General features: G+C 63.4%; 20 protein-coding genes and 1 tRNA gene. 10 read left to right on the forward strand and 11 right to left on the reverse strand.

Annotated elements, in window-relative coordinates; translation table 11 throughout:
• The first annotated feature begins 204 nt into the window (after positions 1–204).
• Both Pan44_RS08710 and Pan44_RS08715 read left to right on the forward strand, forming a co-directional pair.
• Complete coding sequence (locus tag Pan44_RS08710; protein WP_145029231.1) at positions 205–3,252, forward strand: sensor histidine kinase; 3,048 nt, start codon at positions 205–207, stop codon at positions 3,250–3,252.
• Positions 3,249–3,890: a response regulator gene (locus tag Pan44_RS08715; RefSeq protein ID WP_145029233.1), complete on the forward strand. Its 642-nt coding sequence runs from the start codon at positions 3,249–3,251 to the stop codon at positions 3,888–3,890. Before Pan44_RS08710 ends, Pan44_RS08715 begins: the two co-directional genes overlap by 4 nt.
• Before the next feature lie 24 nt (positions 3,891–3,914).
• On the opposite strand, the gene Pan44_RS08720 is transcribed toward Pan44_RS08715, so the two are convergent.
• Complete coding sequence (locus Pan44_RS08720) at positions 3,915–5,492, reverse strand: fibronectin type III domain-containing protein (RefSeq protein WP_145029235.1); 1,578 nt, start codon at positions 5,490–5,492, stop codon at positions 3,915–3,917.
• A 296-nt stretch (positions 5,493–5,788) separates the two neighbouring features.
• Between Pan44_RS08720 and Pan44_RS08725 the strand changes: the two genes are divergently transcribed.
• The 4 genes from Pan44_RS08725 (at position 5,789) to Pan44_RS27315 (ending at position 9,468) form a co-directional block, all read left to right on the forward strand.
• Positions 5,789–6,574, forward strand: coding sequence for a YqjF family protein (locus Pan44_RS08725; protein WP_145029237.1), 786 nt, complete (start codon positions 5,789–5,791; stop codon positions 6,572–6,574).
• Between the two features lie 265 nt (positions 6,575–6,839).
• Complete coding sequence (locus Pan44_RS08730; RefSeq protein ID WP_145029239.1) at positions 6,840–7,688, forward strand: metal-dependent hydrolase; 849 nt, start codon at positions 6,840–6,842, stop codon at positions 7,686–7,688.
• Positions 7,689–7,756: 68 nt separating this feature from the next.
• Positions 7,757–9,199 (forward strand): DUF1501 domain-containing protein, encoded by a 1,443-nt coding sequence (locus Pan44_RS08735; protein ID WP_145029241.1) that lies wholly within the window; start codon positions 7,757–7,759, stop codon positions 9,197–9,199.
• A gap of 101 nt (positions 9,200–9,300) precedes the next feature.
• Complete coding sequence (locus tag Pan44_RS27315) at positions 9,301–9,468, forward strand: hypothetical protein (protein WP_197453955.1); 168 nt, start codon at positions 9,301–9,303, stop codon at positions 9,466–9,468.
• Positions 9,469–9,470: 2 nt separating this feature from the next.
• Here Pan44_RS27315 and Pan44_RS08740 read toward each other — a convergent pair whose 3' ends face one another.
• Positions 9,471–9,962, reverse strand: coding sequence for a GNAT family N-acetyltransferase (locus tag Pan44_RS08740; protein ID WP_145029243.1), 492 nt, complete (start codon positions 9,960–9,962; stop codon positions 9,471–9,473).
• Positions 9,963–9,983: 21 nt separating this feature from the next.
• Positions 9,984–11,267 carry a rhodanese-like domain-containing protein gene (locus tag Pan44_RS08745; RefSeq protein WP_145029245.1) on the reverse strand — a complete coding sequence of 428 codons (1,284 nt, stop codon included), beginning with the start codon at positions 11,265–11,267 and terminating at the stop codon, positions 9,984–9,986.
• Between the two features lie 217 nt (positions 11,268–11,484).
• Between Pan44_RS08745 and Pan44_RS08750 the strand changes: the two genes are divergently transcribed.
• Positions 11,485–11,673 carry a hypothetical protein gene (locus tag Pan44_RS08750; RefSeq protein ID WP_145029247.1) on the forward strand — a complete coding sequence of 63 codons (189 nt, stop codon included), beginning with the start codon at positions 11,485–11,487 and terminating at the stop codon, positions 11,671–11,673.
• Between the two features lie 372 nt (positions 11,674–12,045).
• On the opposite strand, the gene Pan44_RS08755 is transcribed toward Pan44_RS08750, so the two are convergent.
• From Pan44_RS08755 to Pan44_RS08780, 6 genes are all read right to left on the reverse strand, one after another.
• Positions 12,046–12,921: an SDR family NAD(P)-dependent oxidoreductase gene (locus tag Pan44_RS08755; protein ID WP_145029249.1), complete on the reverse strand. Its 876-nt coding sequence runs from the start codon at positions 12,919–12,921 to the stop codon at positions 12,046–12,048.
• Positions 12,922–12,962: 41 nt separating this feature from the next.
• On the reverse strand, positions 12,963–13,838 hold the full coding sequence (locus Pan44_RS08760; protein WP_145029251.1) for an SDR family oxidoreductase: 876 nt from the start codon (positions 13,836–13,838) through the stop codon (positions 12,963–12,965).
• 248 nt (positions 13,839–14,086) lie between these two features.
• Positions 14,087–15,055 (reverse strand): hypothetical protein, encoded by a 969-nt coding sequence (locus tag Pan44_RS08765; RefSeq protein WP_145029253.1) that lies wholly within the window; start codon positions 15,053–15,055, stop codon positions 14,087–14,089.
• A 62-nt stretch (positions 15,056–15,117) separates the two neighbouring features.
• Entirely contained in the window at positions 15,118–15,645 is a 528-nt protein-coding gene (locus Pan44_RS08770) for an ExbD/TolR family protein (RefSeq protein WP_145029255.1), read from the reverse strand.
• 3 nt (positions 15,646–15,648) lie between these two features.
• Positions 15,649–16,101, reverse strand: coding sequence for an ExbD/TolR family protein (locus tag Pan44_RS08775; RefSeq protein WP_145029257.1), 453 nt, complete (start codon positions 16,099–16,101; stop codon positions 15,649–15,651).
• Between the two features lie 55 nt (positions 16,102–16,156).
• Positions 16,157–17,035 (reverse strand): MotA/TolQ/ExbB proton channel family protein, encoded by an 879-nt coding sequence (locus Pan44_RS08780; RefSeq protein WP_197453956.1) that lies wholly within the window; start codon positions 17,033–17,035, stop codon positions 16,157–16,159.
• Between the two features lie 262 nt (positions 17,036–17,297).
• Here Pan44_RS08780 and Pan44_RS08790 point away from each other — a divergent pair, with 262 nt between their 5' ends.
• From Pan44_RS08790 to Pan44_RS08800, 3 genes are all read left to right on the forward strand, one after another.
• A complete protein-coding gene (locus Pan44_RS08790) occupies positions 17,298–18,473 on the forward strand; it encodes an esterase (RefSeq protein ID WP_145029263.1) in 1,176 nt (391 codons plus the stop codon).
• 73 nt (positions 18,474–18,546) lie between these two features.
• Complete coding sequence (locus Pan44_RS08795; protein ID WP_145029265.1) at positions 18,547–19,590, forward strand: type II secretion system F family protein; 1,044 nt, start codon at positions 18,547–18,549, stop codon at positions 19,588–19,590.
• A 252-nt stretch (positions 19,591–19,842) separates the two neighbouring features.
• Positions 19,843–19,913 (forward strand) — tRNA-Cys (locus Pan44_RS08800).
• 770 nt (positions 19,914–20,683) lie between these two features.
• Here the strand turns inward: Pan44_RS08800 and Pan44_RS08805 are convergent.
• Together Pan44_RS08805 and Pan44_RS08810 are read right to left on the reverse strand one after the other, a co-directional pair.
• Positions 20,684–21,676, reverse strand: coding sequence for an AAA family ATPase (locus tag Pan44_RS08805; protein ID WP_197453957.1), 993 nt, complete (start codon positions 21,674–21,676; stop codon positions 20,684–20,686).
• A 587-nt stretch (positions 21,677–22,263) separates the two neighbouring features.
• Complete coding sequence (locus tag Pan44_RS08810) at positions 22,264–22,848, reverse strand: hypothetical protein (protein WP_231754258.1); 585 nt, start codon at positions 22,846–22,848, stop codon at positions 22,264–22,266.
• Positions 22,849–22,876 lie beyond the last annotated feature (28 nt).

The following is a 22,876-nucleotide window of genomic DNA, read 5'->3' on the forward strand; positions in this document are numbered from 1 at the left end:
GCCTCGCGGCTCTCCTCAAACTCTACAAAATCTCGCGACGGAATGGATTGGGGAAAACGTCGTTCGGGCAAACACGCCTCATCCGCAGAGAGACCTGTATGCCATTCGGCAGTCGTTTGACCGGATCTCGCCACGGATCATCGTGACCGCGGTCCGTCCGGCTATGATAACTGACTGTGGGATCGCAATGACCGGGGTCGCCCAGTGCTTGGGAAATTTGCCGTCTGGATGAGCTTCAGCCCGCAGGCTGTTCCGGTTCTTCGGGCCGTAATGGCCGTTGCGTGGCTCCTCATTGCCACGCAGCCCGCCCTCGCTCTCGACTCCCAGCGCACCCTCACACAGGCACTGCTTCGCAAGTGGCAGATCCAGCAGGGCCTCCCGCAACCGACGATCACCGTCATCATCCAGGGGGCCGACGGCGGCCTCTGGCTCGGAACCCAGGCCGGCCTCTACCAGTTCGATGGCATCCGCTTCGATCCCGCGCTCGTAGTCGAAGGGGAATCGCTCGCCGATATCTGGATCAACGACCTCTGCGAAGACTCGCAGGGCCGCCTGTGGATCGCGACCCGCGGCGAAGGACTGCTTTACCTCCACGACGGCGAGGTCGTGAAGCACACGTCTCCCGTCGGCTTTCCGATGCAGAACGTGAACTGCCTCATGCTCAGCCGTCAGGGTGAGCTCTGGGCCGGCGGAGACGGAGGACTCGCCGTCTATCGCAACGACACCTTCCGAAAATACGACCACGCGGACGGCCTCCACATCCCGATCGTTCGCGATATCGCCCAGGCCGCCGACGACTCCATCTGGATCGGGGGAGACGGCAGCGGACTGATGGTCTGGAAAGACGGCACGCTCTCCAATCATCCCGACGCCGACCGGCGAACTGTCAACACGCTCCTCGCGGCAGCAGATGGCAGCCTCTGGGCCGGAACGAACAGGGGCCTGCTCAAGATCGACGGCCCCGGCATCACATCCGCCATCACGACCGGTGAAGGACTCCCCGACGATACGGTCGAATGTCTTCTGCGAGCCCAGGACGGAGTCCTTTGGGCCGGGACGCGCAACGGCCTCTGCCGGATCATCGGTCAGGAAGTGGAAGCATTCGGCACGCGTGAAGGACTCACGCAGAGCGCCGTCCTGACGATCTGCGAGGACCACGAAGGCAGCCTCTGGGTCGGAACCAAGCACGGACTCAATCAGCTCTCCGATCGTCGCACTCTCCCCCTCACCAGCACCGAAGGCCTCCCGACCAACGACGCCGGCCCCATCGTACAGGCCCCCTCCGGACAGATCTGGGTGGGAACGCTCGGGGGAGGGCTCGCCCGATACGACGGCCGCAGGTGCGAAGTCGCCGCCAATCGCCGCGCCGGACTGCCGAGCAGTCGGCTGCACGCACTGGCGGCCGGAAAGACCAACGACCTCTGGATCGGAACCGACAAGGGCGTCTGCCTCTGGCGCGACGGCGAGGTCGTCAAGGTCCTCAACATCAAGGACGGACTTCCCGGCAACGACGTCGCCTGCCTCACCTTCGACGACGCTAGCCGACTCTGGATCGGAACGCGCCGGGGACTGGTTCGCTACGACGGAAACTCCATCGAACGGCCGATCAGCGATCCCGTTGTGGCGAGCGCCCGCATCTCTGTGTTGAAAAACGCCGGGCAGCAGGGACTCATCGCTTCGACCTCGAACGGCGTCTTCCTCATCAGGGACGACAAACTCACACCCCTTCCGGGAGACGAAGCCTGGCTTCGCGAAGTCCATGCCATCGAAATCGGCCCGGAAGGGGAATTCTGGCTCGCCTCGCGCGGCCGCGGCCTGATGCTCATCAAGGACGGCGAAGTCTCCCTGTTTACCATCGCGGATGGCCTGTTCGACGATGAAATCGTGGGCATCGCCATCGATGACCGCGACCAACTCTGGATGGGTTGCAGTCGAGGGATCTTTTCCGTTCCCCGCACACAGGTTCTCAGCGTGGCCAGGGGCGAGCGTGCCCGTCCACTCGACTGCTTCTCGCTCAGCCCCACGGAAGGACTGCGCACCGTCGAATGCCAGCGCGACGTCCAGCCGGCCGTCTCACGTACCACCGATGGACAGATCTGGTTTTCGACGATTCACGGCGTCCTCGTCATCGACCCCGAAAAACTCCAGCGCGAACTCCCCACGCCGCATGTCGAAGCGAATCGCCTTCTCGTGAACGGCGAACCGATGCGCCCCAACCATCCGGTCGTCGTCCCTCCGGGGACATTGAACGTTTCCATCGGCTATACGGCCCACACTTATTCCTGGCCGTCCCGGACCTCGTTCCGATACCAGCTGGAAGGATTCGATAAGGACTGGGTCTACGCCGGCACGCGCCGGGACGCCTTCTACACCAACCTCTCGCCCGGCACCTACCGGTTCCGCGTCAGCGCCGCCAATTTCGGAGGAAGCTGGAGCGAAGCGAAGTTGCCTGTCGAGATCACCCTCCGAGCCGCCTTCTGGCAAACTCCGTGGTTCCCCCTCCTCCTGGGGCTGCTCGCCATGGGAACCGTCTGGCTCATCCTTCGGCTCCGCGTCCTGCGGGTCCGCGCCCGCATGGATGCCATCATCTCCGAACGTGTCCGCATCGCCCGTGAACTCCACGACACCCTCATCCAGGGCTTCTCCGGCGTCACCATGCAGATGCAGGCAGTCTCGTCGCAGGTCAACGATCCGAATCTCCGCAAGTCGATTCACGACGTGATCTCCGATGCCGGAGCCTGCCTCCGCGAAGCCCGACAGTCCGTGGCCGGCCTGCGGAACTCCCAGGGAACCTCAATGGGGCTCGCCGCCGCCCTCGAACAGGCCGCTCGCCAGATCACCGAAACACGCGATGTCCGTCTTCATCTCGACCTCCCCGCCGCGTCGCCCAGCCTGCCGGTCGAAGTCGAATTCAATCTCCTGCGCATCGCCCAGGAAGCCATCACCAACGCCGCACGTCATTCCCACGCCCGCACGATCGATGTCGCCCTCACCCCGAAGCCCGGGCGGCTCGCCCTCCGGGTGCGTGACGACGGCGTCGGGTTTTCGACCGCCGATCGCGAGCGATCCGACCATCGACACTATGGCCTCATCGGCATGCGCGAGAGATCACGCCAGATCTCCGCCGACCTCACCATCGAGAGTCGCCCCGGTGCGGGCACCACGATCCTCGTGGACCTTCCTTTGACGGGTCACGAAACAAATGGCGCTCCGCCCCACTCAAGCGTCTATAATCCTTCCGGTGATACATGACTGACACAATTGCACTGCAGACGATCCGCGTCCTTTGCGTGGACGATCATCCGCTGGTCCGCAAAGGGATCGCGGCCATTCTCTCGAATGAAGCCGACATGGAGCTCGTCGGCGAAGCGTCCAACGGTGACGAGGCCGTGGAGCAGTTTCGCCAACTCCAGCCCGATGTGACCCTCATCGACCTCAAGATGCCCGTGAAAGACGGCATCGCTGCCGTGACGGCCATCCGCAACGAGTTTCCCGAGGCGCGCTTCATCGCCCTCACCAGCTATGACGGCGACCACGACGTCTTCCGCGCCCTCGAAGCCGGCGTCCGCGGCTACATCCTCAAGGAGTCGGTCCACACCGAAATCCTCGGCGCGATTCGCCGCGTTCATTCTGGCGGGCAACTCTTTTCCCAGGACACCGCCCAGCGCTTCGCCGCTTCGTTCTCGCAGGCCTCGCTCACCCCGCGCGAAATCGAGGTTCTCAGCCTCGTCGCCCAGGGCTTCGGCAATAAGGAAGTGGCCGCCAAGCTCGGGCCGTCCGTCGGCACGGTGAAGATCCACGTGCAGAACATCCTCGCCAAGCTCAATGCGACCGACCGCACCCACGCCGTCACCATCGCACTGAAACGCGGGCTCATCCAGCTCCCCTGAGCGGCGGGAGGCGGCCCACGGGCGTTACTGCGGCGTACGCCCCACTTCGACGTCGACGATCCGCGCCGTCGGACGCGACAGGTCGACCAGCAGCGGCTGCTCCGCCAGCGCGATCGAAGTGTTCCCCGCCGCGTCACGGGCTTCCAGCCGGATGTACACCCGCTGCTTCAGCGGCTCAGTAATCGTCCACACGTAGCGGCCCGAGTTCTCGGTCCAGCCCGTGATCGGACGCCACGGCCCTGTCGGTGATTCCGCGAAGGTCAGAGCCACCGGCTGTTCCGCAAGCAATTCGTCCTGCACCGACCACTCGATCAGCACCTGGTTGTTGTGCGACCCCTGACCCTGCCGGAGCGGCAGCAGCTGCGCCACCGGCGCCGATTGGTCGATCGAAATCCGGATGTCCGGAGCATCTCCCGGCTGCGGTGGATCGGCAACCACTCCCAGCCCGTTCTGCACCCGGATGCAGAACCCGTAGGTTCCGTCCGCGGGAACGGTCACGTCAAACGGGCTCTGCCGGTCGGCATCGCTTCCGTAGTGGAACCACTTCCGGCCACCGTCCTCGGTGATGTACAGGTCGACGTTCGCGACCCCCGAAGGACCAACGTCATCCAGTTGGTAGCCGATCTTGAACGTCCGTGACCGAACCGAGCGGACCGCGACTCCGGCCGTCTGCGACGGAAACGCACTGGCCCCCTGGCCGATCGGAGGTCCCCAGCGGTCGTCCGTGATCGCCGGACGGTTCGCGGCGTTACTGTTCGTCAGCATTCCGGTGCGATGCTGCTGCCGGAAGTATCCGCTTGGCGCCTGGCTGCGGACGATCGGCAGCGCATCGAATTGCGGATCGGATGGCTGCATCGCCGTCTGCGGCGGATTCTCGAACTCGGGCGGCAGCGGTTCCATGGCCTCGGCCACAGGCTTGCTGAAATCCGGCTCGCTCCGTCGCGGAGACCGCGCCGGAGCGAAGGCCGGCAGCGAAGGCGCTTCCAGGCTCGATCCGCCGCGCGTGCTCGCCGACGATTCCACCGGATTCCCGGCCAGGTCCCTGATCGATCCGCGCACCTCGACCACGCCCCGGGTCGTCCAGCTCGTCTGTCCGCTTGCGGCGGCGTAGATCCCTACCGTCTGCCATTCGCGATTCACTTCGTCGCGCCACTCGATCTTCAGGCTCGACGGATCGATGTTCGGATCGCTCGCGTCCCACGACAGCGAGACCCGGTCACGCCCCAGCGCTTCGACGCGCAGATCGAGGCTCGGCGGCTGCGAGTCCACGACGACGCGGAGCCCCACTTCCGGAGGTCCTTCCGGAAAGACCTTCTGGTTCCTGTCGACTGTCCGCACCGCGAACCAGTACTCGCCGTTGCCCGGCGCTTCGAACGCGAATTTGCCGGCCGTCGGATCAACCGATTGCTCGCGGTTCCAGTTGGTTCCCATGTCCGTCGAGACGAACAACTGGATCTCGACAGCCCCCAGCCGCTGCATCTCGGCAGCGTCGAACTGGAAAGGGATCCGGAAGCGAGGCTTCTGGGTGTAAAGCGGTTTGCCGCCCGGTCCCTCCGCGGCGGCCAGGGGGGCAGCGAGCAGCAGTCCCGCAACACCAGCCATGCAGGCGCGGCGCAACGGTCGCCACAGTCCGGCAAGCCGGACAGCGAATGGCGATCGGGAGTGGCTGTCGGTCATCGCGAACGGAAGTGGATGCGGAAAGCCCGAGGCGCGGCACACAGTCCGCTCATCGATGTATCGGCGCTCCCCGGCGGGGCGCATGAGACGAACCGTCTCTCCAGCGGGCTTGGTCGCGATCCTGCTCCCCCTCCTTCGGCGCCTCACGTTGTTTCACGGTGAATTCCGGCGCACAATCGCGGTCTCTTCGGCAGTTCCTGCCTGTCGCTCCCCGGCCGCCCATGTCTTCGCTCGCATTCGCGCCTGCCGCTCCACCATCTCTGGACGCACGGATTGCGGCCCGCAGCCGCCCTCCGGAGACGCCCGTGATGTATCAGGCATGGCGTGAGTTGCTCTTCCTGCACTGGCGATTCCCGTCGCACGCCCTGCAGGCGATTCTCCCCCCCGGGCTCACTCTCGATACGTTCGACGGCCAGGGCTGGCTCGGAGTCGTCCCTTTCTTCATGCGGAACATCCGCCCCCGCTGGTCCCCCGTCGTCCCCGGAATCTCGAACTTCCTGGAACTCAACCTGCGGACCTACGTCTTCGACGAGACCGGCCGGCCCGGTGTCTGGTTCCTCTCACTGGATGCCAACCGGAAGCTGGCCGTCTGGTGGGCCCGCAGATTCTTCGGCCTCCCTTATCACCATGCGGACATGACCGCCGACTGGAACCGCACCACCGGTCACGTCCGCTACTCATCCCAGCGACGCGATGCGCCCCCCCGGCTCACCTGCCGCTACGAGTATGCCGCGGCCGGCCCCGCGGAAACGGCGATCCCCGGCACGCTCGAATTCTTCCTCATCGAGCGCTACTTCCTGTTCGCACTGACTCCTGCAGGACTGATGACCGGACAGGTTCATCACTCCCCCTACGAGTGCAGTCCTGTCGATCTCCGTCACTGGGACGAACACCTGATCGAGCTGGCCCGGCTCCCGCTCCCCGGCCGCCGTCCGGACCACGCCGTCGTCTCGCGCGGCGTGACGGTCGACGTGTTCCAGACCCAGCCGGTCAGCAAGCCTGAGTGAGTCCTGCAGAGGGACGAACCTCTGACACCGGACAGGACGTTTCGTCAGTCGATCGCTCCACGAAGTCTCATCACGCCACCGTCGGGCCATCAAACCCGTTGAAGTCGCTGGGCCGCCCGGTAACGGGTGACGCCGGCGTTTCTCCGCCCGGATCGGAAGTGTCCTTGTTGCGAAAACGGGGTTCCGATTACAAATCGCGGCCGCAATTGGCTTTTGGTCGCTGGGATGCGACGGCCGATCACCGCAGGGCCTCAGGGAGGAGGACATGGCGGCTTTCCGCGAGCACATCACTTTCAGTACGCTCCTCGGCGCCGGCTATGGCATCGCGGCCGCGACTGTGCTCGGCTTCACTCCCACCCAGGGCCTTCTCGCCGCCGTTCTCACGGGCGTTGGCGGCATGCTGCCGGACATCGATCTCGACACCGGTCGACCCAGCCGCGAAGTCTTCAGCTTCGTCGCCGCGATCGCCCCTATGTTCCTTGTTCATCATGTCCTGAGATTCTTCAAGCTTCCCTACGACGCCGAAACCATCCTCCTCTCGCTGATCGTCCTCTACACCATCATCCGCTTCGGAGTTTCGGAACTCGTCGACCGCCTCAGCATCCACCGCGGCATGTGGCACAGCCTCCCCGCCATGGTCATCGCGGCCGACATCGCTTACCTCGGTTACCCCGGCCCGAACATCAAGTCGAAAATCCTGATGGGCACCGGAGTCGCCATCGGGTTTCTCTCCCATCTCATCCTCGATGAGATCTACAGCGTCGAACTGAACGGCGTCGCCGTACGGCTCAAGAAGTCCGCGGGCAGCGCACTCAAGATTGCGGGACCGAAGTTTGTCCCGAACGTCTTTACCTTCGCGCTCTTCTGCACCATGAACTTCGCCGTCCTCTCGCAGATGGGCGTTCTGGATCCCCCCAGCCCCGAGCCGGCGTCGTCCCCCGTCATCGCCCAGCCGGTCAACCCGTACTTCCCCCAGGCTGTGCCCGGCGTCACGCCCGTCAACTCGCAGCCCCTGTACACCCCCTCCAGCATTCCGGTCCAGCGCTACCCTCAGTCGCTTCAGGCTCCGGGAACGCTCCAGGAAGCCGCCGGCCAGCAGACTCTCCCGCGCTGACCGCCATTTCGATACCTCTCACGCCCAGCCAGCGGTTACGATCAAGGCCTCCTTTCCGAGGTCCCGCCATGCTGGCTTCCCAATTGCGGCTCGAAGCTCTGACCCGTCGGCATTTCCTCCGACAGTCCCAGACAGGCGTCGGCGCGGCCGCACTCTTCTCGCTTCTCAATGGCTCGTCAGGCGCCGCACCGGTCGACAACCCGCTCGCAGCGAAGCAGCCGCCCGCCCCCGCCAAAGCAAAGAGCATCATCTACCTGCACATGGCAGGCTCGCCGCCGCAGCACGACCTCTTCGACTACAAGCCGGAGCTCGTGAAGCACAACCTCGAGCCCTGCCCCGAGCAGTACACCAAAGGGGAGCGCTTCGCGTTCATCAAGGGAACGCCCAAGCTGCTTGGCACGCCGCACCAGTTCGAGCAATGCGGAGAAAGCGGCGCCACGATCTCGAGCGTCCTCCCGAACCTCAAGACCGTCGCCGACGATCTGTGCTTCATCAAGTCGATGTACACCGATCAGTTCAACCACGCCCCGGCTGAACTGTTGCTCTACACCGGCTCCCCCCGCTCGGGCCGCCCCTCCATGGGCAGCTGGGTCACCTATGGACTCGGCACCGAGAACCAGGACCTCCCTGGCTTCGTCGTTCTCATTTCCGGCGGCACCAGCCCCTCCGCCGGGAAGAACAACTGGTCGAGCGGGTTCCTCCCGTCCGTCTACCAGGGAGTCCAATGCCGCTCGAAGGGTGATCCCGTTCTCTATGTCAGCGATCCCCCCGGAATGGATCGGGCCATGCGTCGGGAGAGCCTTGACGCCATCAAGGCGCTCAACGAGATCCAGGCCCGCGAATTCGGAAACCCCGAAACCGTCACCCGCATCGCGCAGTACGAACTCGCCTACCGCATGCAGACGACGGTCCCCGATGTCATGAACATCAGCGCCGAACCGAAGCACATCCAGGAGGCCTACGGCGCCGTCCCCGGCGAGTCGAGTTTCGCCAACAACTGCCTCCTCGCTCGCCGGCTGGTGGAGCAGGGGGTTCGCTTCGTCCAGCTCTTCGACTGGGGCTGGGATTTCCACGGCACCAACCCCGACAGCGACATCGCCGTCGGACTTCCGCGAAAATGCCAGCCGATGGACCAGGCGGTCACCGCCCTCATCAAGGATCTCAAGGCCCGCGGACTTCTCGAATCGACCCTCGTCGTCTGGGGCGGTGAGTTCGGCCGCACGCCGCTCAACGAAGAACGCAATGGATCGAAGTTCCTCGGCCGTGACCACCATCCCCACTGCTTCACGGTCTTCATGGCCGGCGGCGGTGTGAAAGCTGGAACGACTTTCGGCTCGACGGATGAGCTCGGCTACTTCACGGCCGAGAACAAGACCCACGTCCACGACCTGCAGGCCACGATGCTGCATCTCCTCGGGTTCGATCACACCCGTCTGACCTACCGCTTCCAGGGACGCGACTACCGCCTGACCGACGTTCATGGAAACGTGATCAGGGAAGTGCTCGCCTGAATTCTGACACAGGCCTGCGTTCGACCGAACAACCTCTTGTGGCGCTGCGCCGCTCCCATACAAAGAAGGGAGGAACTCGTCCTCACCGAAAGGGAGTCATCATGGCCACAACCATTCAGAACGACAAAGGCCTCGCCCCGCCGAAGAAGGGCGAAAAATACGTCTGCGAAGCGTGCGGAATGGCCCTGCAGATCACGGCCGACTGCCACTGCGATGAGTCCGAACACGTCCACTTCCACTGCTGCGGCATGGAAATGAAGAAGCAGTAACGTCAATCGGCTTCCAGGCTTTGCCACATCACGTGAGCTCCGACGAGCCCCCGTGTGGGATGACGGAACGCACGCGGAACAGTCGCAACGATCTGGAAGCCCAGACGCTGCCAGAGTCTCACTGCCGTCTCATTGGTTTCCACCACAAAGTTGAACTGCATCGCGAGATATCCTCGATGGCGGGCCTCGCTCAGAGAATGCTCGCAAAGCCGCTTCGCAACCCCCTGTCCACGGGCGAACGGAGCGACCAGATAGCCCGCATTCGCAACGTGCGACCCGTTCCCCAGCTGGTTCGGCTTCAGGTAATACGTTCCGACAACCTGCCCGCCGATCTCGGCAACGAGCACGGATTCTTTGCCCTCGGTCCACCAGCGGACGCCATCGTCGCGTGACATCTGCATGGGCGCCGCATACGTCTCGCCGGCACGGATCGTCTCTTCCATGACGCTCCACAGCGTTTCATGGTCTGCAGGTTCAATAGGCCGAATCAGCATGTCCGCGCGTCCCTCAGAAGCCTATTTCGCCTTCTCGAATCCCTGCTTCACCAGTTCATCATACCCGTCCGAAAGCGGACGCACGTCGTACCCCATCGACTGCAGGATCCCCGCCGCGTCGAGAGCTCGTCTCCCCACCGCGCAGTGCGTGTAAACCACCTTGTCTTTCGGCACGCCCTTCAACAGTTCGCTCGCCGAAGCCGGCTTCCGCAACTGACCCAGCGGAACCAGGATCGCCGCGGCGAGGTGTCCGTCCTCCCATTCATCCCTGTCGCGCACATCGAGCAGGACCGCCTTGTTCCCGCTCAGGTTCGCCCGAACCGTTTCCAGCGAGTCACGTGTATGCGTGGTGATCGGGGCCATCGGCATGGGTGACGCGGCCAACGTCAGCGCCTCGTCCCGCAACGCTCTCGTCAACGCCTGCAGATCCTCGTATTCAGCCGATCGGTTCTCGGCCTGCGTGATCGGCCGCCGCGCCATCACCACGAACACGAGACCGCCCCGCGGCGTCTGCTTCCACCCCGCGCGGGTCGACGTCATCGGATCCGACCCCAGCCCCCCATCCTTCGCGAACAGCGGCGCCTCGGCGTCCGACTTTCGCCGAAGCACCTCCTGAACCGCGGAGATCACCGCGTCGGGAACCCCCTTCAGCGTGCGTGACGCCAGCGCCTGGTGCAGCGCCGCGAACGACTCCGCCGTCGCTTCGTTGTCTCCCCGCTCGGTGCGGTCGCGAAGCATATACCTCCGCACCATCACCGACTTGAACCGCGCATCACGCGCGTGGATCAAGGCAGTCAGCTTTTCCGGCCCTCCCAGGTGCGCCGTCACCAGGTTGGCCGCGGCGTTATATACGGCGTTCGAGAGATCCGAGTTCCCCTGCATGATGTTCGCGACCCGCCGCACGCTCGCGCTGGTCAGCTCCCTCCGGATCTCGTCACGCACCGCCGCCGGGAAATGCGAAACGGCCGGGTGGTCGTCCTTCAGGATCTCACCCGCGTCGGGAATCGGACCGTCGAGCCCGTCCGCATGTCGCACGAACAGTTCCACAAGAAAGAACGCCTTGATGGCGCTCGCCGTCGGCATGACGTTCCCGGCGCCCCGCTCCAGGATCGCAGGCCCCTCGACGCCGCCAACCCAGTACGTCACGTCGACATTCTCCGGCCGCGCTTTCACTCGCGCCGCGATCCCCGCACGCACGGCCTCCAGGCTGGCCCCGGCCAGCCTCAGCTCCTGGCAAACCGCCGGAACCGGCTGAAGAAAGGGGGCCGCTGCGACGGCAACCAGCAGGAATGGTTTCAGAAACATATCGTGTACGGCTCCCTCGGAACTGACGGCGAACGCTTCATCCAGGAGAGTCGCAGTCGGCGCCGGAACCGTCAACAGGCCCGTTCCGCGCCTGATGCCTCCGCAAAGTTTCCAGGAACTCGCCCGAAAGTCGCCCCCAGGCCGTGCTATCCCCGGCCTCGCCCCGCCTGCGAAGCCATCAACCCATCAGCCCGGCCTCCTGTTCTGCGAGTCACTCATGGCCACTCCCGTCGGTACGATCCTCTGCGCAGGCATGCTCTCGCTCGCCACCGGAATCCTGCTCACGGCGGCCCTGATCACTGCCTGCTTCGACCCGCCCATCGATCGGCCCCAGGCAGGCATTCGCAAGTCATCCGGCGATCGCCTCAGCCGCAATGACCAGCGCCAGATCACCACGGCGGCCTGAAGTGGCCCAGGGGGCGTGGACTTTCGCTGTCGCGGAGGCCGGTCCCCGGGGGACACCTGTGACGACCTGTGACGACCTGTGACAGCGAAGAACCGTCTGAAACATTGGAGTTCTGGACCTGTGACATGTGTGACGAGTTTTGGAGTGCTTTTTTCACCCCCTCTCGCGGGGCTGATCACCCCCTGTTTGCGTTGCCAAAGAACGAACTCTCCACCCTGACTGGAGGGGTTGCGCGTTGGGAAGAGTCTTGGCATGCCCGAAGGGTCTTCAGGACGGAACCATCGGCTGAGAAGGTGGTTGCGTCGTGTGCCGAATCGAGATCCTGACATCGAGCCGGGGGGTGTTCGCCAGCGAGGAGGGCGGGTTGAACGCTTAGGCGCTCGATGGCTCGTGGATCGTGCCCGAAGTCGCCAGCATCGGTTCCGCGTCTTCCAGCTGGGTCTTCTGCGTCCGGGCCGACATGAGTTTCTCCACCGCTCCCGGCAGCAGTTTGTGAAACGTGTTGAACACCGGCCCCTGCCAGCCGGTGATCACTTCATCCTCCGGTTCCACCACCAGCTGGACCAATTTGTCCACCGTCACTTTCGGGTCGTACACCGGTGGAATTGGAGTCGACTCACGCCCCGAGTAGTTCCCGGCATGCTCGAAGAACTCCGTTGTGTGCGCCATCGGCATCACGGTGCAGACGTGGATCCGGTCCACCCCCTCCGCCTTGAGTTCCTGCCGCAGCGCATCCGAAAACCCCACCACGCCGAATTTCGCGGCGACGTAAGACGTGTAGAGCGGCGCAGGAATTTTCCCGACGACCGACGCCACGTTGATCAGCACGCCCACCCCCGTGCGCCGGAAGTAGCGAAGCGCCTCGTAGCTCCCGTACAGCGTCCCCAGGAGGTCGGTGCGGATCACCTGCTCATGGTCTTCGATCGGGACTTCGTCGAATCGACCGATCACTCCCACGCCCGCGTTATTGATCCAGGCGTCGATCTTTCCGAATCGACGCCTGGCCATCTCGAACAATTGCTGCACGTCCTCTCGCCTGCTGACGTCCGTCGGGACAGCCAGGGCCGCACATCCTCCGTCCTGCATCTCGCATTGGCTCGCCAGCTCGTGCAGCGTCTGCTCGCTCCGGGCGGCCAGCACCACGTGAGCTCCGCGGCGGGCAAGTTCGAGGCTCGCCTGGCACCCGAACCCGCTCGACGCGCCTGTAATCACCACGACCTTTTCGAAGTAAGGATTGAGTTCAGACATGACGATGCTCCTCCAGGTCGGAACATGCTCGATCGGCCTGTTCAACCGGCGCGCGTCTCTCCTCCCAGAACTGTGAGAATCTCGCCGCTGATGTAGCTCGAGTCGGCTTCGGATGCGAAAAAGACAAATGCAGGAGCAACCTCTTCCGGCTGTCCCGCGCGCTTCATCGGCGTGTCTCCGCCATGATCGGCGACGTCGTCGGCCGGCTTCGATACTGGCTGCAGGGGCGTCCAGATCGGGCCGGGGGAAACGCAGTTCACGCGGATCTTTCGTTCTGCAAGGTTCTGCGCGAGCGACTTCGTGAATGCGTGAATGGCCCCTTTGGTCGAGGCATAGTCGATCAGTTTCTTGCTCCCCTCCAGGCCGGTAATCGACCCGCAGTTGATGATCGTGCTCCCGGCCTTCATGTGCTTCAGCGCCGCCCGGGCCAGGTAGAAGTAGGCATGGATGTTCGTCCGGAACACCTTGTCCCACTCCTCGTCGGTAATCTCCTCCAGACTCTCGTGCGTCTGCTGGTAAGCGGCGTTGTTCACGAGGATGTCCAGCTTTCCGAACTCCTGCACCGTCCGCTCGACCGCCTCATCGCAGAAGGTGCGCGACGTCACGTCTCCTGGCAGCAACAGCGCCCTCCTTCCCGCTTTCTCGATCGCCGCCTTCGTTTCTTCCGCGTCGGACTTCTCCGCCGGCAGGAAGACGATCGCCACATCTGCCCCTTCACGCGCATAGAAGTTTGCGACCGCCTTTCCGATTCCCGAATCGCCCCCGGTCACCAGCGCCGACTTCCCTTCGAGTTTCCCGGCCGCCCGATACTCCCGCCCTTCAAACATCGGCTTGGGAGTCATCTCGGAATCCAACCCCGGCTTGGGCTGCGTCTGCGGTGGAAGCGGAGCCTTCGGATACTTCGTCGCGGGAGACATCGAGGAATCCTTTCACGGTTCGTGGAAAGCACGTTCGTCGCCTCTGTCCCGGCAACGCCAATGCCAACCCGCACGGAAGCCGACGATCCGCCCCGAAATCACAGCCCCAACCGGATGTCGGTCCAGAAAGGCCCCCGCAAGTGTGCGAAGAACAGACACCCTGACGCGAGAACGCCCACCTGAGCCCCGACAGGGGCGGCACATCTCAGCCCCCCGAGGAGCCGCAATCGCCCCGAAAAACCGCCGCCCTAGTTCAGCGAAGGATCGCTTTTCGTCGCGGTCCCTTCGGTCGGCCGGACTTCTCCCTCGCTGCGGAAGAACTCCATCGCCGATTCCACGTCCGCTTCAGCCGCCAGGAGACGCCTTCGTGGAGGACTCCGGCGAAACGCCGAACGGACGCCGAACCCGATGATCGCGGCCCCGCCCGCGAAGAAGACGATGTCCCAGATCGTCCAGGGCGCCGGCTTCGCCGCGGCCGCAGCCGGCGGTGCCGGTTTCAGACGCCCCAGGAGCAACGGCGCCGTCTGCTTCTGTCCCTTGAACGTCTCATACTGCATCCATTTCAGGAAGTAGCCGGCGAAGACGACCTCATGATCGACGTCCGTCCCCACCTTCACTCCCGCCGGCAGTTCAGCCAACACGACGACGTACGGCCTCGCCTTGGAGTCGTTGGTCCAGCCCCACGCCTCATACACCTTCTTCAATCCGACGGAGTTCTCCGGAGCGTCAAAATCAAGAATGCGTTTGACGTTGAGACGCAGCCGGATCGGTTGCCCCCGATATTTCCCCGGTTCCTCGTGCAGCTTCGTTAGCGGAACGTCGCGCTGCGATCGCTTCTCCAGATCCTGGAACGACTGGGCCTGGGCCCAGCCGAGCAGCCGCCAGTACGCCGGCATCTCCACGTCCACGAGCTTCTGGCGATCCGTCACCGCCGCCAGCAGCTTCGCCGCTTCCGCGCGCTGCTCCTCATCCAGGTCGGTCGGACCGTCCAGCACCGTCTCTTTCGCCGACACGACTTTGGCCGGAGGTGCAGAAGCCTGCGCAGCGACCTCTTCGTTCGCTCCGGGCTCGGAGACCAGCCAGGTCCACGTCCGCGCGTCCCTGGCCCGGTTGTACAGCAGCCCGATCACCGCCAGCATCACGATCATGCTGAACAGCCGGGCCTTCAATCGCCCCGACTGATCGCGGTTTTCGGTACGTCGTGAGCGGCGTGTCATCAGTTTCAGGCCAGGTCGACCGCCCATAGGTGAGGCCGCGAACGACCTCGACGAAGCGATCGTCACATCGGCTCACTGACAGGCAGTTCCGTAAAATTGATCTTCGTCAGGGGAGTCCCGTCGGGCAACGTCTGCTTCAGGCAGACGTCGATGATCTTCATCAGTTCATCGTAGTGCAGTGTCGGATCGACCTGAATCAGGATCTGGTCGTACAGGCTCCCGTCGACGCTGATCGCGTCTTTCAGGATCTGGTTCAGGCGCTGCAGGTTGGCCGCATCGGCCGGACCGCGGAATCCCGTGTCCCCCGAGAACGCCGTCACTCCCGCCACCTTGCCGGCCGGGTCCGACATCACACTCAGCAGCACCGGCTCCACGTCGCTCGCGGGAACCGCGGGCCCCTCGCCTCCGGCGGAACTCACCTTCGTCACGGGCGTCGGCGGAGGCAGGTTGAGCAGCAACTGTCCTTCCACTGGAGAAGGACGGAACGTCAGGATGAAGAAGGCCAGTAGCTGGAACGCCATGTCGAGCATGGCCGCCAGATTCAGCTGGACCTCTTCGGAGCTACGGTGTTTCTTCGCGCGCTTGGCCATGAGTCAGCTGCTCCGATTCATGGCGTTGAGGCTGAACTTCCGGTAGCCGTATTCCTGGCACGTCTTGATCGCGTCATTGAGGACGCGGAACGGCGTCCGGCGATCCGCGCGGATGGCCACCATCGTCGGCAGCTCCTGACCCGCCTGGAAACCCGACTTGGTCTTCTGCATCTTCGCGACTTCCGCCCGCGCTTCGCCTTCGATGTACGACTTCAGGTCCATCACGTTGCCGTACAGCTTGAACACCCCTTCCGAATCAAGGTTGATCACCATCACCGCCTCGACTCCTCCGGTGTCGAGCGGCCTGGCCGATCCCAGCACCGGCAGCTCCAGCGACATGTCCAGGGCCCCCCCCTTGAAATTCACCACGAGCATGAAAAACGTGATCAGCTGGAACACCATGTCCAGGATCGGCGTCAGATTCGGCTCAATGCTCGTATCAGAGGACGCAGACATCTTCGTTCAGACGGCTCTCTCTTGTGGAAACTCCTGCGATCCAACCCCGTCCGCTTCACGACGTGACCGAAGTCGGCATCGCCGCAGGCGCGGCCCCGGCAGCCGGCTTGGCCTTGAGCGCGGTGTGCACGCGACGCAGGAAGTCATGCACGGCCAGCGCCGTGTCGTCCGAGAGGGTGAAGATCCGGTTCCGGAAGTAGGCGAAGAAGAAGATCGCGGGGACTGACAGGCCGACGCCTTCGAACGTCAGCACCAGCGCTTCCGAGATGCCGTGCGCGACCTGATCCGGCTTCAGCTGCGTGCCCGACGTCGCGATCGCGCTGAAGCTGTGAATCATGCCCTTCAGCGTGCCAAGAAGTCCGATCATCGGGCCCAGCGACCCGATGACGGCCAGCATGCTGATCTTCTTTTCCAGCCGCATCGTCTGGGCGTCCGAAACGCGATCCACCGCTTCCCGGGCGTCGTCGAGGCTGTACTGCATTTCCGTCAGGCCGGCGGTCAGCGTCTTGCCGACCATCGAGTCTTCTTCTTTCACCAGCTTGTACATCCCCGCAAAATCTCGCGACTTCAACAGCCCGTCGCACGATTCAAGCACCAGCTTGGTCGACTCCTCTTCCGACCACAGGTCCAGGAACGTCTGCACCACCACCGTCACGAAGTAGATCGACAGCGCCAGGATGATCGCGCCGATCCATCCCGAGGTCTTGATCAGCCACATCAGCATGCTGTCTTCCTGCTTCGGCGCCTCCTCGGAGGCGGCCGGAGCGGCTTCAGCCGGCGCCGGGGCGGGAGCGGGGGCAGCCGCCGGAGCCGGTTCAGCCCCCTCCTGTGCAAACGCGGCAGGCGACAGGCTGGCGGAAAGCATTCCCGCAAGCAGCAGCAACCCCATCGTGGACCGGAGTACCTGCGGAATCCCGAACGAAAGTCGTTGCATAGGGCAGTGCGGGCGAGATGACGTGAGGAGCGTCGTGCGGGCAAAACGGCGCCAGCTCCGAACGGAACCCTCGCCAACCCGTCAACGTGCATAGTGTCAGGCAGTCCCCATCGTTGCAACGACAGCCCACCACCTCGCACCGAGTACTCCCTCCCCCAGGCTCCTTCACACCATCCCCCAGCGGTCGCCGGAGTTGTCTGCCGGTCTCGAGGCCGTAAAGTGGCGGCGGTCGATTGCTTCCCTCAGTCCGGAACACCCTCCTATGAACGCCCGCCATCTGCGCTCCATCGCATGCCTTGGTTTCCTCGCGGCCGCACTGCCTGCCGGCGCCCAGGACGGACGCCGGCAGGGGGCTCCGTCAAACCTCAAATCGGTGGAAGTCTCTCCGGAGAAGCAGGTGACCTTCCGGATCTACGCCCCGAACGCCGAAGCCATTTCCGTCGCGGGGGATTTCGGGAACGGCAAGATGATGAAGGACGACCGCGGCGTCTGGTCGGTGACGGTCGGCCCGCTTCCGTCCGATTTCTACACCTATTCGTTCAACATCGACGGCGTGAAGACCCTTGATGCCCGTAACCCGATGTTCAAGCCGGGCATTGCTGGCAACGACAGCATGTTCGAGGTGCCGGGCCAAGAATCCGACTTCCAGGCCACGAAAGACATCCCCCACGGCTCGCTCCACGCGGCCTGGTTCCCCGCCTCCGTCCTCGGCGGGCAACGGCGGCTGCACATCTACACCCCTCCCGGCTACGAGGTCTCGAAGGACGCCTACCCTGTCCTCTATCTCCTGCACGGCTCGGGTGACGACGACGCTGGCTGGAGCACCATCGGCCGCGCCGGCTTCATCCTCGACAACCTGATCGCTGCCGGCAAAGCGAAGCCGATGCTCATCGTGATGCCCAACGGCAGCCTCTCCATCCCGGATGGCATCCGGCGACACGAGGCGGACGGCAAAACTCTGACCGCGGAATGGAAGGCCGCGTCGGATGCCAACCAGGCGAAGATCGCCCGGCATCTGGTCGATGACGTTGTCCCGTTCATCGAAAAAACCTGCCGTGTCAAACCGGGACCCGCCAACCGCGCCCTGGCCGGCCTCTCGATGGGCGGCGGCCACACCACCCGCGTCCTGACGTCGACCCCCAGAGCGTTCACCGCCTACGGAATCTGGAGCGCCAGCATCGGCAAGGACGGCGGCAAGGAATGGGAAGCGAAGAACACGGAGTTTCTCTCCGGAGCCAATCTCCTCAACGGCTCGATCGGCATCCTCTCGATCAGCGTTGGCGAAAAGGACGAAGGCGCCCTGGCCGGCTCGAAGGCCCTCGGCGAAGTTCTCACCCGGCATGGCATCAAGCATGAGCTGAACATCGGAAGCGGCGGCCACACCTGGATCAACTGGCGAAAGTACCTGAACGACTTCGCCCCACGGCTCTTCCAGTGATCGACCGGCGCCGTTCCCACATCCGGCGCTGCGGATGCGTAAGATGGCAGCGGATCCCCGGGGCGGTGAGCGAATGTTCCGATCGAAACTGTCGCTGAAACAACTGGCGATCGTCTGCCGTTCTCTCGGCACGACGCTCCAGGCGGGCGTCCCGGCGCTCAAGGCGATCGGCATCGCCGGGGGAAAGGCGTCACAGCCAGCCCTCCGCAACGCGATGGTCGACATCGCCGACCGCATCAAGGAGGGAGAGCAGCTCGCCGAGGCGATGGACGCGCAGGACGGCCTGTTCCCCGACCTGACCGTCGACATGGTCCGCGTGGCCGAGCAGACCGGGATGCTCCCCGAGGTCTTCAAGTCGCTGGCCGACCACTACGAGAGCAACCTGCGGCTGAGACGAGATTTCTATGGCCAGATCACCTGGCCCGTGCTGCAGTTCTTCGCGGCCCTGTTGATCATCGCGTTCCTGATCATCCTGATGGACGTGCTGGGGTCGGGCCCCGACCGGCTCGATCCGCTCGGATTCGGCCTGTTCGGCGTCTCGGGAGCCTTGACCTGGCTGGGAGGCTGGGCCGCGCTCCTGGTGGGGCTGGTTGTCAGTTACCGCATCCTGACGTCGTACGAGTCCTTCACCGCAGCTGTCTTCCGCGCAATGATGCAGATGCCTGTCATCGGCCCCTGCATGGAGGCCTTCGCGATCGCCCGCTTCAGCTGGGCCTTCTACCTCACCCAGGAGGCCGGAATGCCGATCGACGACAGCCTCGAGGCCAGCCTGAAAGCCACGGCCAACCAGGCGTTCATCGCCGCGACGCCGCAGATTGTCCGCAGTGTCCGGGAAGGGGAATCCCTGACCGAAGCCCTCGGGGAATGCGGACTGTTTTCAACCGAGTTCGTGCAGATGGTGCACGTCGGCGAAACGACCGGCACCGTTCCGGAAACTCTGAACCGGCTCAGTCCGCAGTTCGAGGATCAGGCCCGCCGATCGCTCCGAAACCTCGCAACCGCCGCCGGCTGGGCCATCTGGTGCATGGTCGCCGCGTTCATCATCTTCCTGATCTTCCGCATCGTCTTCTGGTACACCGGCATGATCAACGACGCGATTCGGGACGTGAATCGCTAGAAGTCGCCGCCGATCCCTTTTCGCGGGGCCCGAATCCTTCTAGCATTTCCTCCCCGGAGTTTACCGATGGCGGACTTCGGGCAATCTGGCGAACCGGGGCGGCGTCCCTGGTGTCACCAGTCTGGAGACTCTGCCGGTTTTCCTGATGGAACATCACGCGGGTTTCCGAATGATTGTGTGCTGGCAACGGACCTGCCTGGCTCCCGCGGGAGTCGAGACGGCGACCCGACAGCACGCTGACAATCTGCTCAAGGGTCCTTAGCCAAGCGGTAAGGCAATGGATTGCAAATCCATCATCCCCGGTTCGATTCCGGGAGGACCCTCTTTCTGAACAAGAGCCGTGACTCGCGATGAGTCGCGGCTTTTCTCGTTCCGTGGACGAAAAATCCCCTGTTCCCTTCAGGTAACTGCACCTTACAGAAGAACAGGGGTGATTCAATATCAACCGCTTTGGTGCACGTTTGGTGCACCACTTCTCCTTCGCGGACGACGGTTCCGGCTCTGCTGGCTGGCTGTCGCCCACCTCAGATTGCCGGCTTCGTAATGGCCGTCGTTGTCAATCCGGTCGATCGACAGCGAACGGTCGTCTGCACCTGGCAGCGACTTCAGGTGCTGGGCGCACGCCGCGACTGACGCGAACCGAAACTCGATCCCGCGACCGCCGTAGTCCTCCCAGTGCTTGTTTCGCTGGTTGGTGCACCGCTGGTACGCCTGAGCGCCGGCCGAATAGGCCCGCGTGCCGTACAGCCCATGACGGAAGCGCTGGGATCGATTCCAGCACCCGCATGAGAATGTCCTGTCGCCGAGATTCGAGATCTCAGGCGACCAGAGTTTCCCGCACTCGCACCGACACAGTGCGTACCACCGACTTCGTCTTCTCCTTGGTCCCGTCGCAACGATGTAGAACGATTCCACGATTCGTAGCTTCCCGACAACGCTGCCAGGGACACAGTCGGCCCTTTTCAGGACCGCGTCACTTTCTTCACTCTGGGCAACCTCCTCGCTTTGAAAGTCTTCCCCGGTCAACGCCTGCCGGGGACTGAGTACTAAATCGACTCGGGCGTTGAGGCATCAGTTCGACCGCTCGACCAGGTCACGCTGACGTGCTTCCGTCGACTCGGACACAGCGTCGGTGGTAACGAAACGGGCTTCCCTTGCGACCCCGTCCAGTTTGAACAAGGCCACCTTCGAGACCCCTCTGCAGTGCCTTCGCGACTGTCTTCTCTGTCGCGAGACCCTTGTCGACGACATCGTCACGAGTCCATCCCGCTGCCTCGTCCGTTGGGAACTGCTCCACGAAGTTCGTGACAGCGTCTCCGTCGGGCGAGGCCGAGTTCAGGTTCCCCGCCAGCTGCAGGCCTCCCTCGTGTTCCATCACACGCAGTGCGGGAAGCACGGCGTCTCTGGTTTTGACTCGCAGCGTCGACGTCTTGGAGGTCTCGTGTCGCTCGATACTCCACACTCCTTCCGTCGCACCAGGAATCGCCGCAGAGCCGCTGTAATCGCCGCTCGACCGGTTTGAGTGATGGAGAACCAGGATGACCCAGCCGGTCTCTCTCGCAAGATTCCGGATCGGCCTCAGGATGCGTGACATCGACGCCGAGTCGTTTTCGACATTCGCTGCCTCACCAACGAGGAGGCCAGTTCGTAGTCCGTCGATGACGACGATCCCTCGTTCCTCCGCACCAAACCGAGCTTGCACAGCCTCGATCTTCAGCCGCAAAAACTCCGCGTCGAGCGGGAGCTTCATGGCATTCGTCGCGACGCTGTAGAACCGTCGGTTCCAGGCATCTACCCCGTCTGGTTTCACGGCACGCTTGAAGCGATTCCTCAGTGTCCGCTCGTGAGCGCCATCGGCGTTCACGAACAGAATCAGGTGCTTCTCTGGTACCGGAAAACCCAGGAAGGGCGATCCGGTTGCGGCGGCCACGGCCAACTCGCATGTGGTCGTGGTCTTTCCGCTGTACGGTGCCCCGTGGAACAACACCAGTTCACCTTGTCGGAGTAACCCCTCGAAAACCCAGCGATCCTCCTGAGAGTCCGCGAGACGTTCGAGTTCGCTCCAGGTCAGGAGGCCGTCAGACAACTGTCTGCGACTCCGACTGAAGGTGCCGCCGGCCGAAGTACTCGGCAAAGCGCGCAATGGTTACCTGTGCAGCCTCTCGTCTCATCTACCTTCGTCTCCTTACGTGGAGATCGACGCAACGCGGACCCGGTGCGTCATCGGGTCGACCCGAATGGTCGTCAGTCTGCTTGGCGAACAATCGCCGGTAGTCGAGCAAGACGCCGTGAAGACAGTTCAATGAAACTGCCGCTATCCATGAGAGCTGGTTGCGATTGCTGCCCAGTGAGCCGAGATAGCCTTGGATGGCCGTTCAGAAAAATCCTTAGTACGGACACCCTCATTCGCCAGCGTCCTGCTGACGTCACCCGAGGATACTCGTCGACAGGAACTTGTCTACTGAATTGACCTAGATTTTTTTCGACGGACCTGCATGGCTCCAGATCTCCAGCATTCGTCGACGGAATTCTCCTTCCCCTAAGTGTGGAGAGGAAAGGAAACGAATGACGGGTGGCGTACGCACGGGAGAAACGTTGTTTCTCTCCGTGCTTCGCCGCGACACCTTTTTGCTGAGAGAACGGTCGACAGCGAGGTGTCAGATCAGAACTCCGCTAGCTGCCGGCATTCGCTTGAGCAGCCCACGCGGTTGCGTATTCGGCACACGAGGCCTCAACGATGTTCATAGTCCTCACGACGGCATTGGGTGCCCTCACGAGGCGTTCTCGGAAGAGATCGAGCGAGAAGCAGTGGGACTTATCCGGTACACGGTTCTGCGAGTTGTCCAGTAGCCAGCGATGGCAGATGGCTGCAACGAATTCCTGCCCCTGTTCGGAGAGAGCTTGGGCATCCCCCTTGATGAAGTGCAGTTTGAGTGCTCCGACACGTTGTTCGCCGGTCCGGCTGGTGAACCTGAGGATGAAGTCAGGACGTACGCTGATTCGCACTCCCGCGATCTGCAGGGGCGATGGGGAATTCTCACCGCGAACCCAGGTGACGCCATCCATCGGCAATTGATCCGCGACAGCGAGGAAGTGTCTCAGCGCGTCGGCCGTGTTGTTGGCATCGTCCAGTGACCATGATGACGTCGGCGTCGAGTTCCTCAGGCGCACGATGGCACGATCAATCGGAGTTGTGTCCTCTCCGCCGCTGACAAGAAACTGCTCGATGGGATCCATGGCCTTCGTGTAGCGAGCCACGACAACGTCGGGCGGGTTCCGTTGATCG

This window comes from Caulifigura coniformis, from assembly GCF_007745175.1.
GTDB lineage: Bacteria > Planctomycetota > Planctomycetia > Planctomycetales > Planctomycetaceae > Caulifigura > Caulifigura coniformis.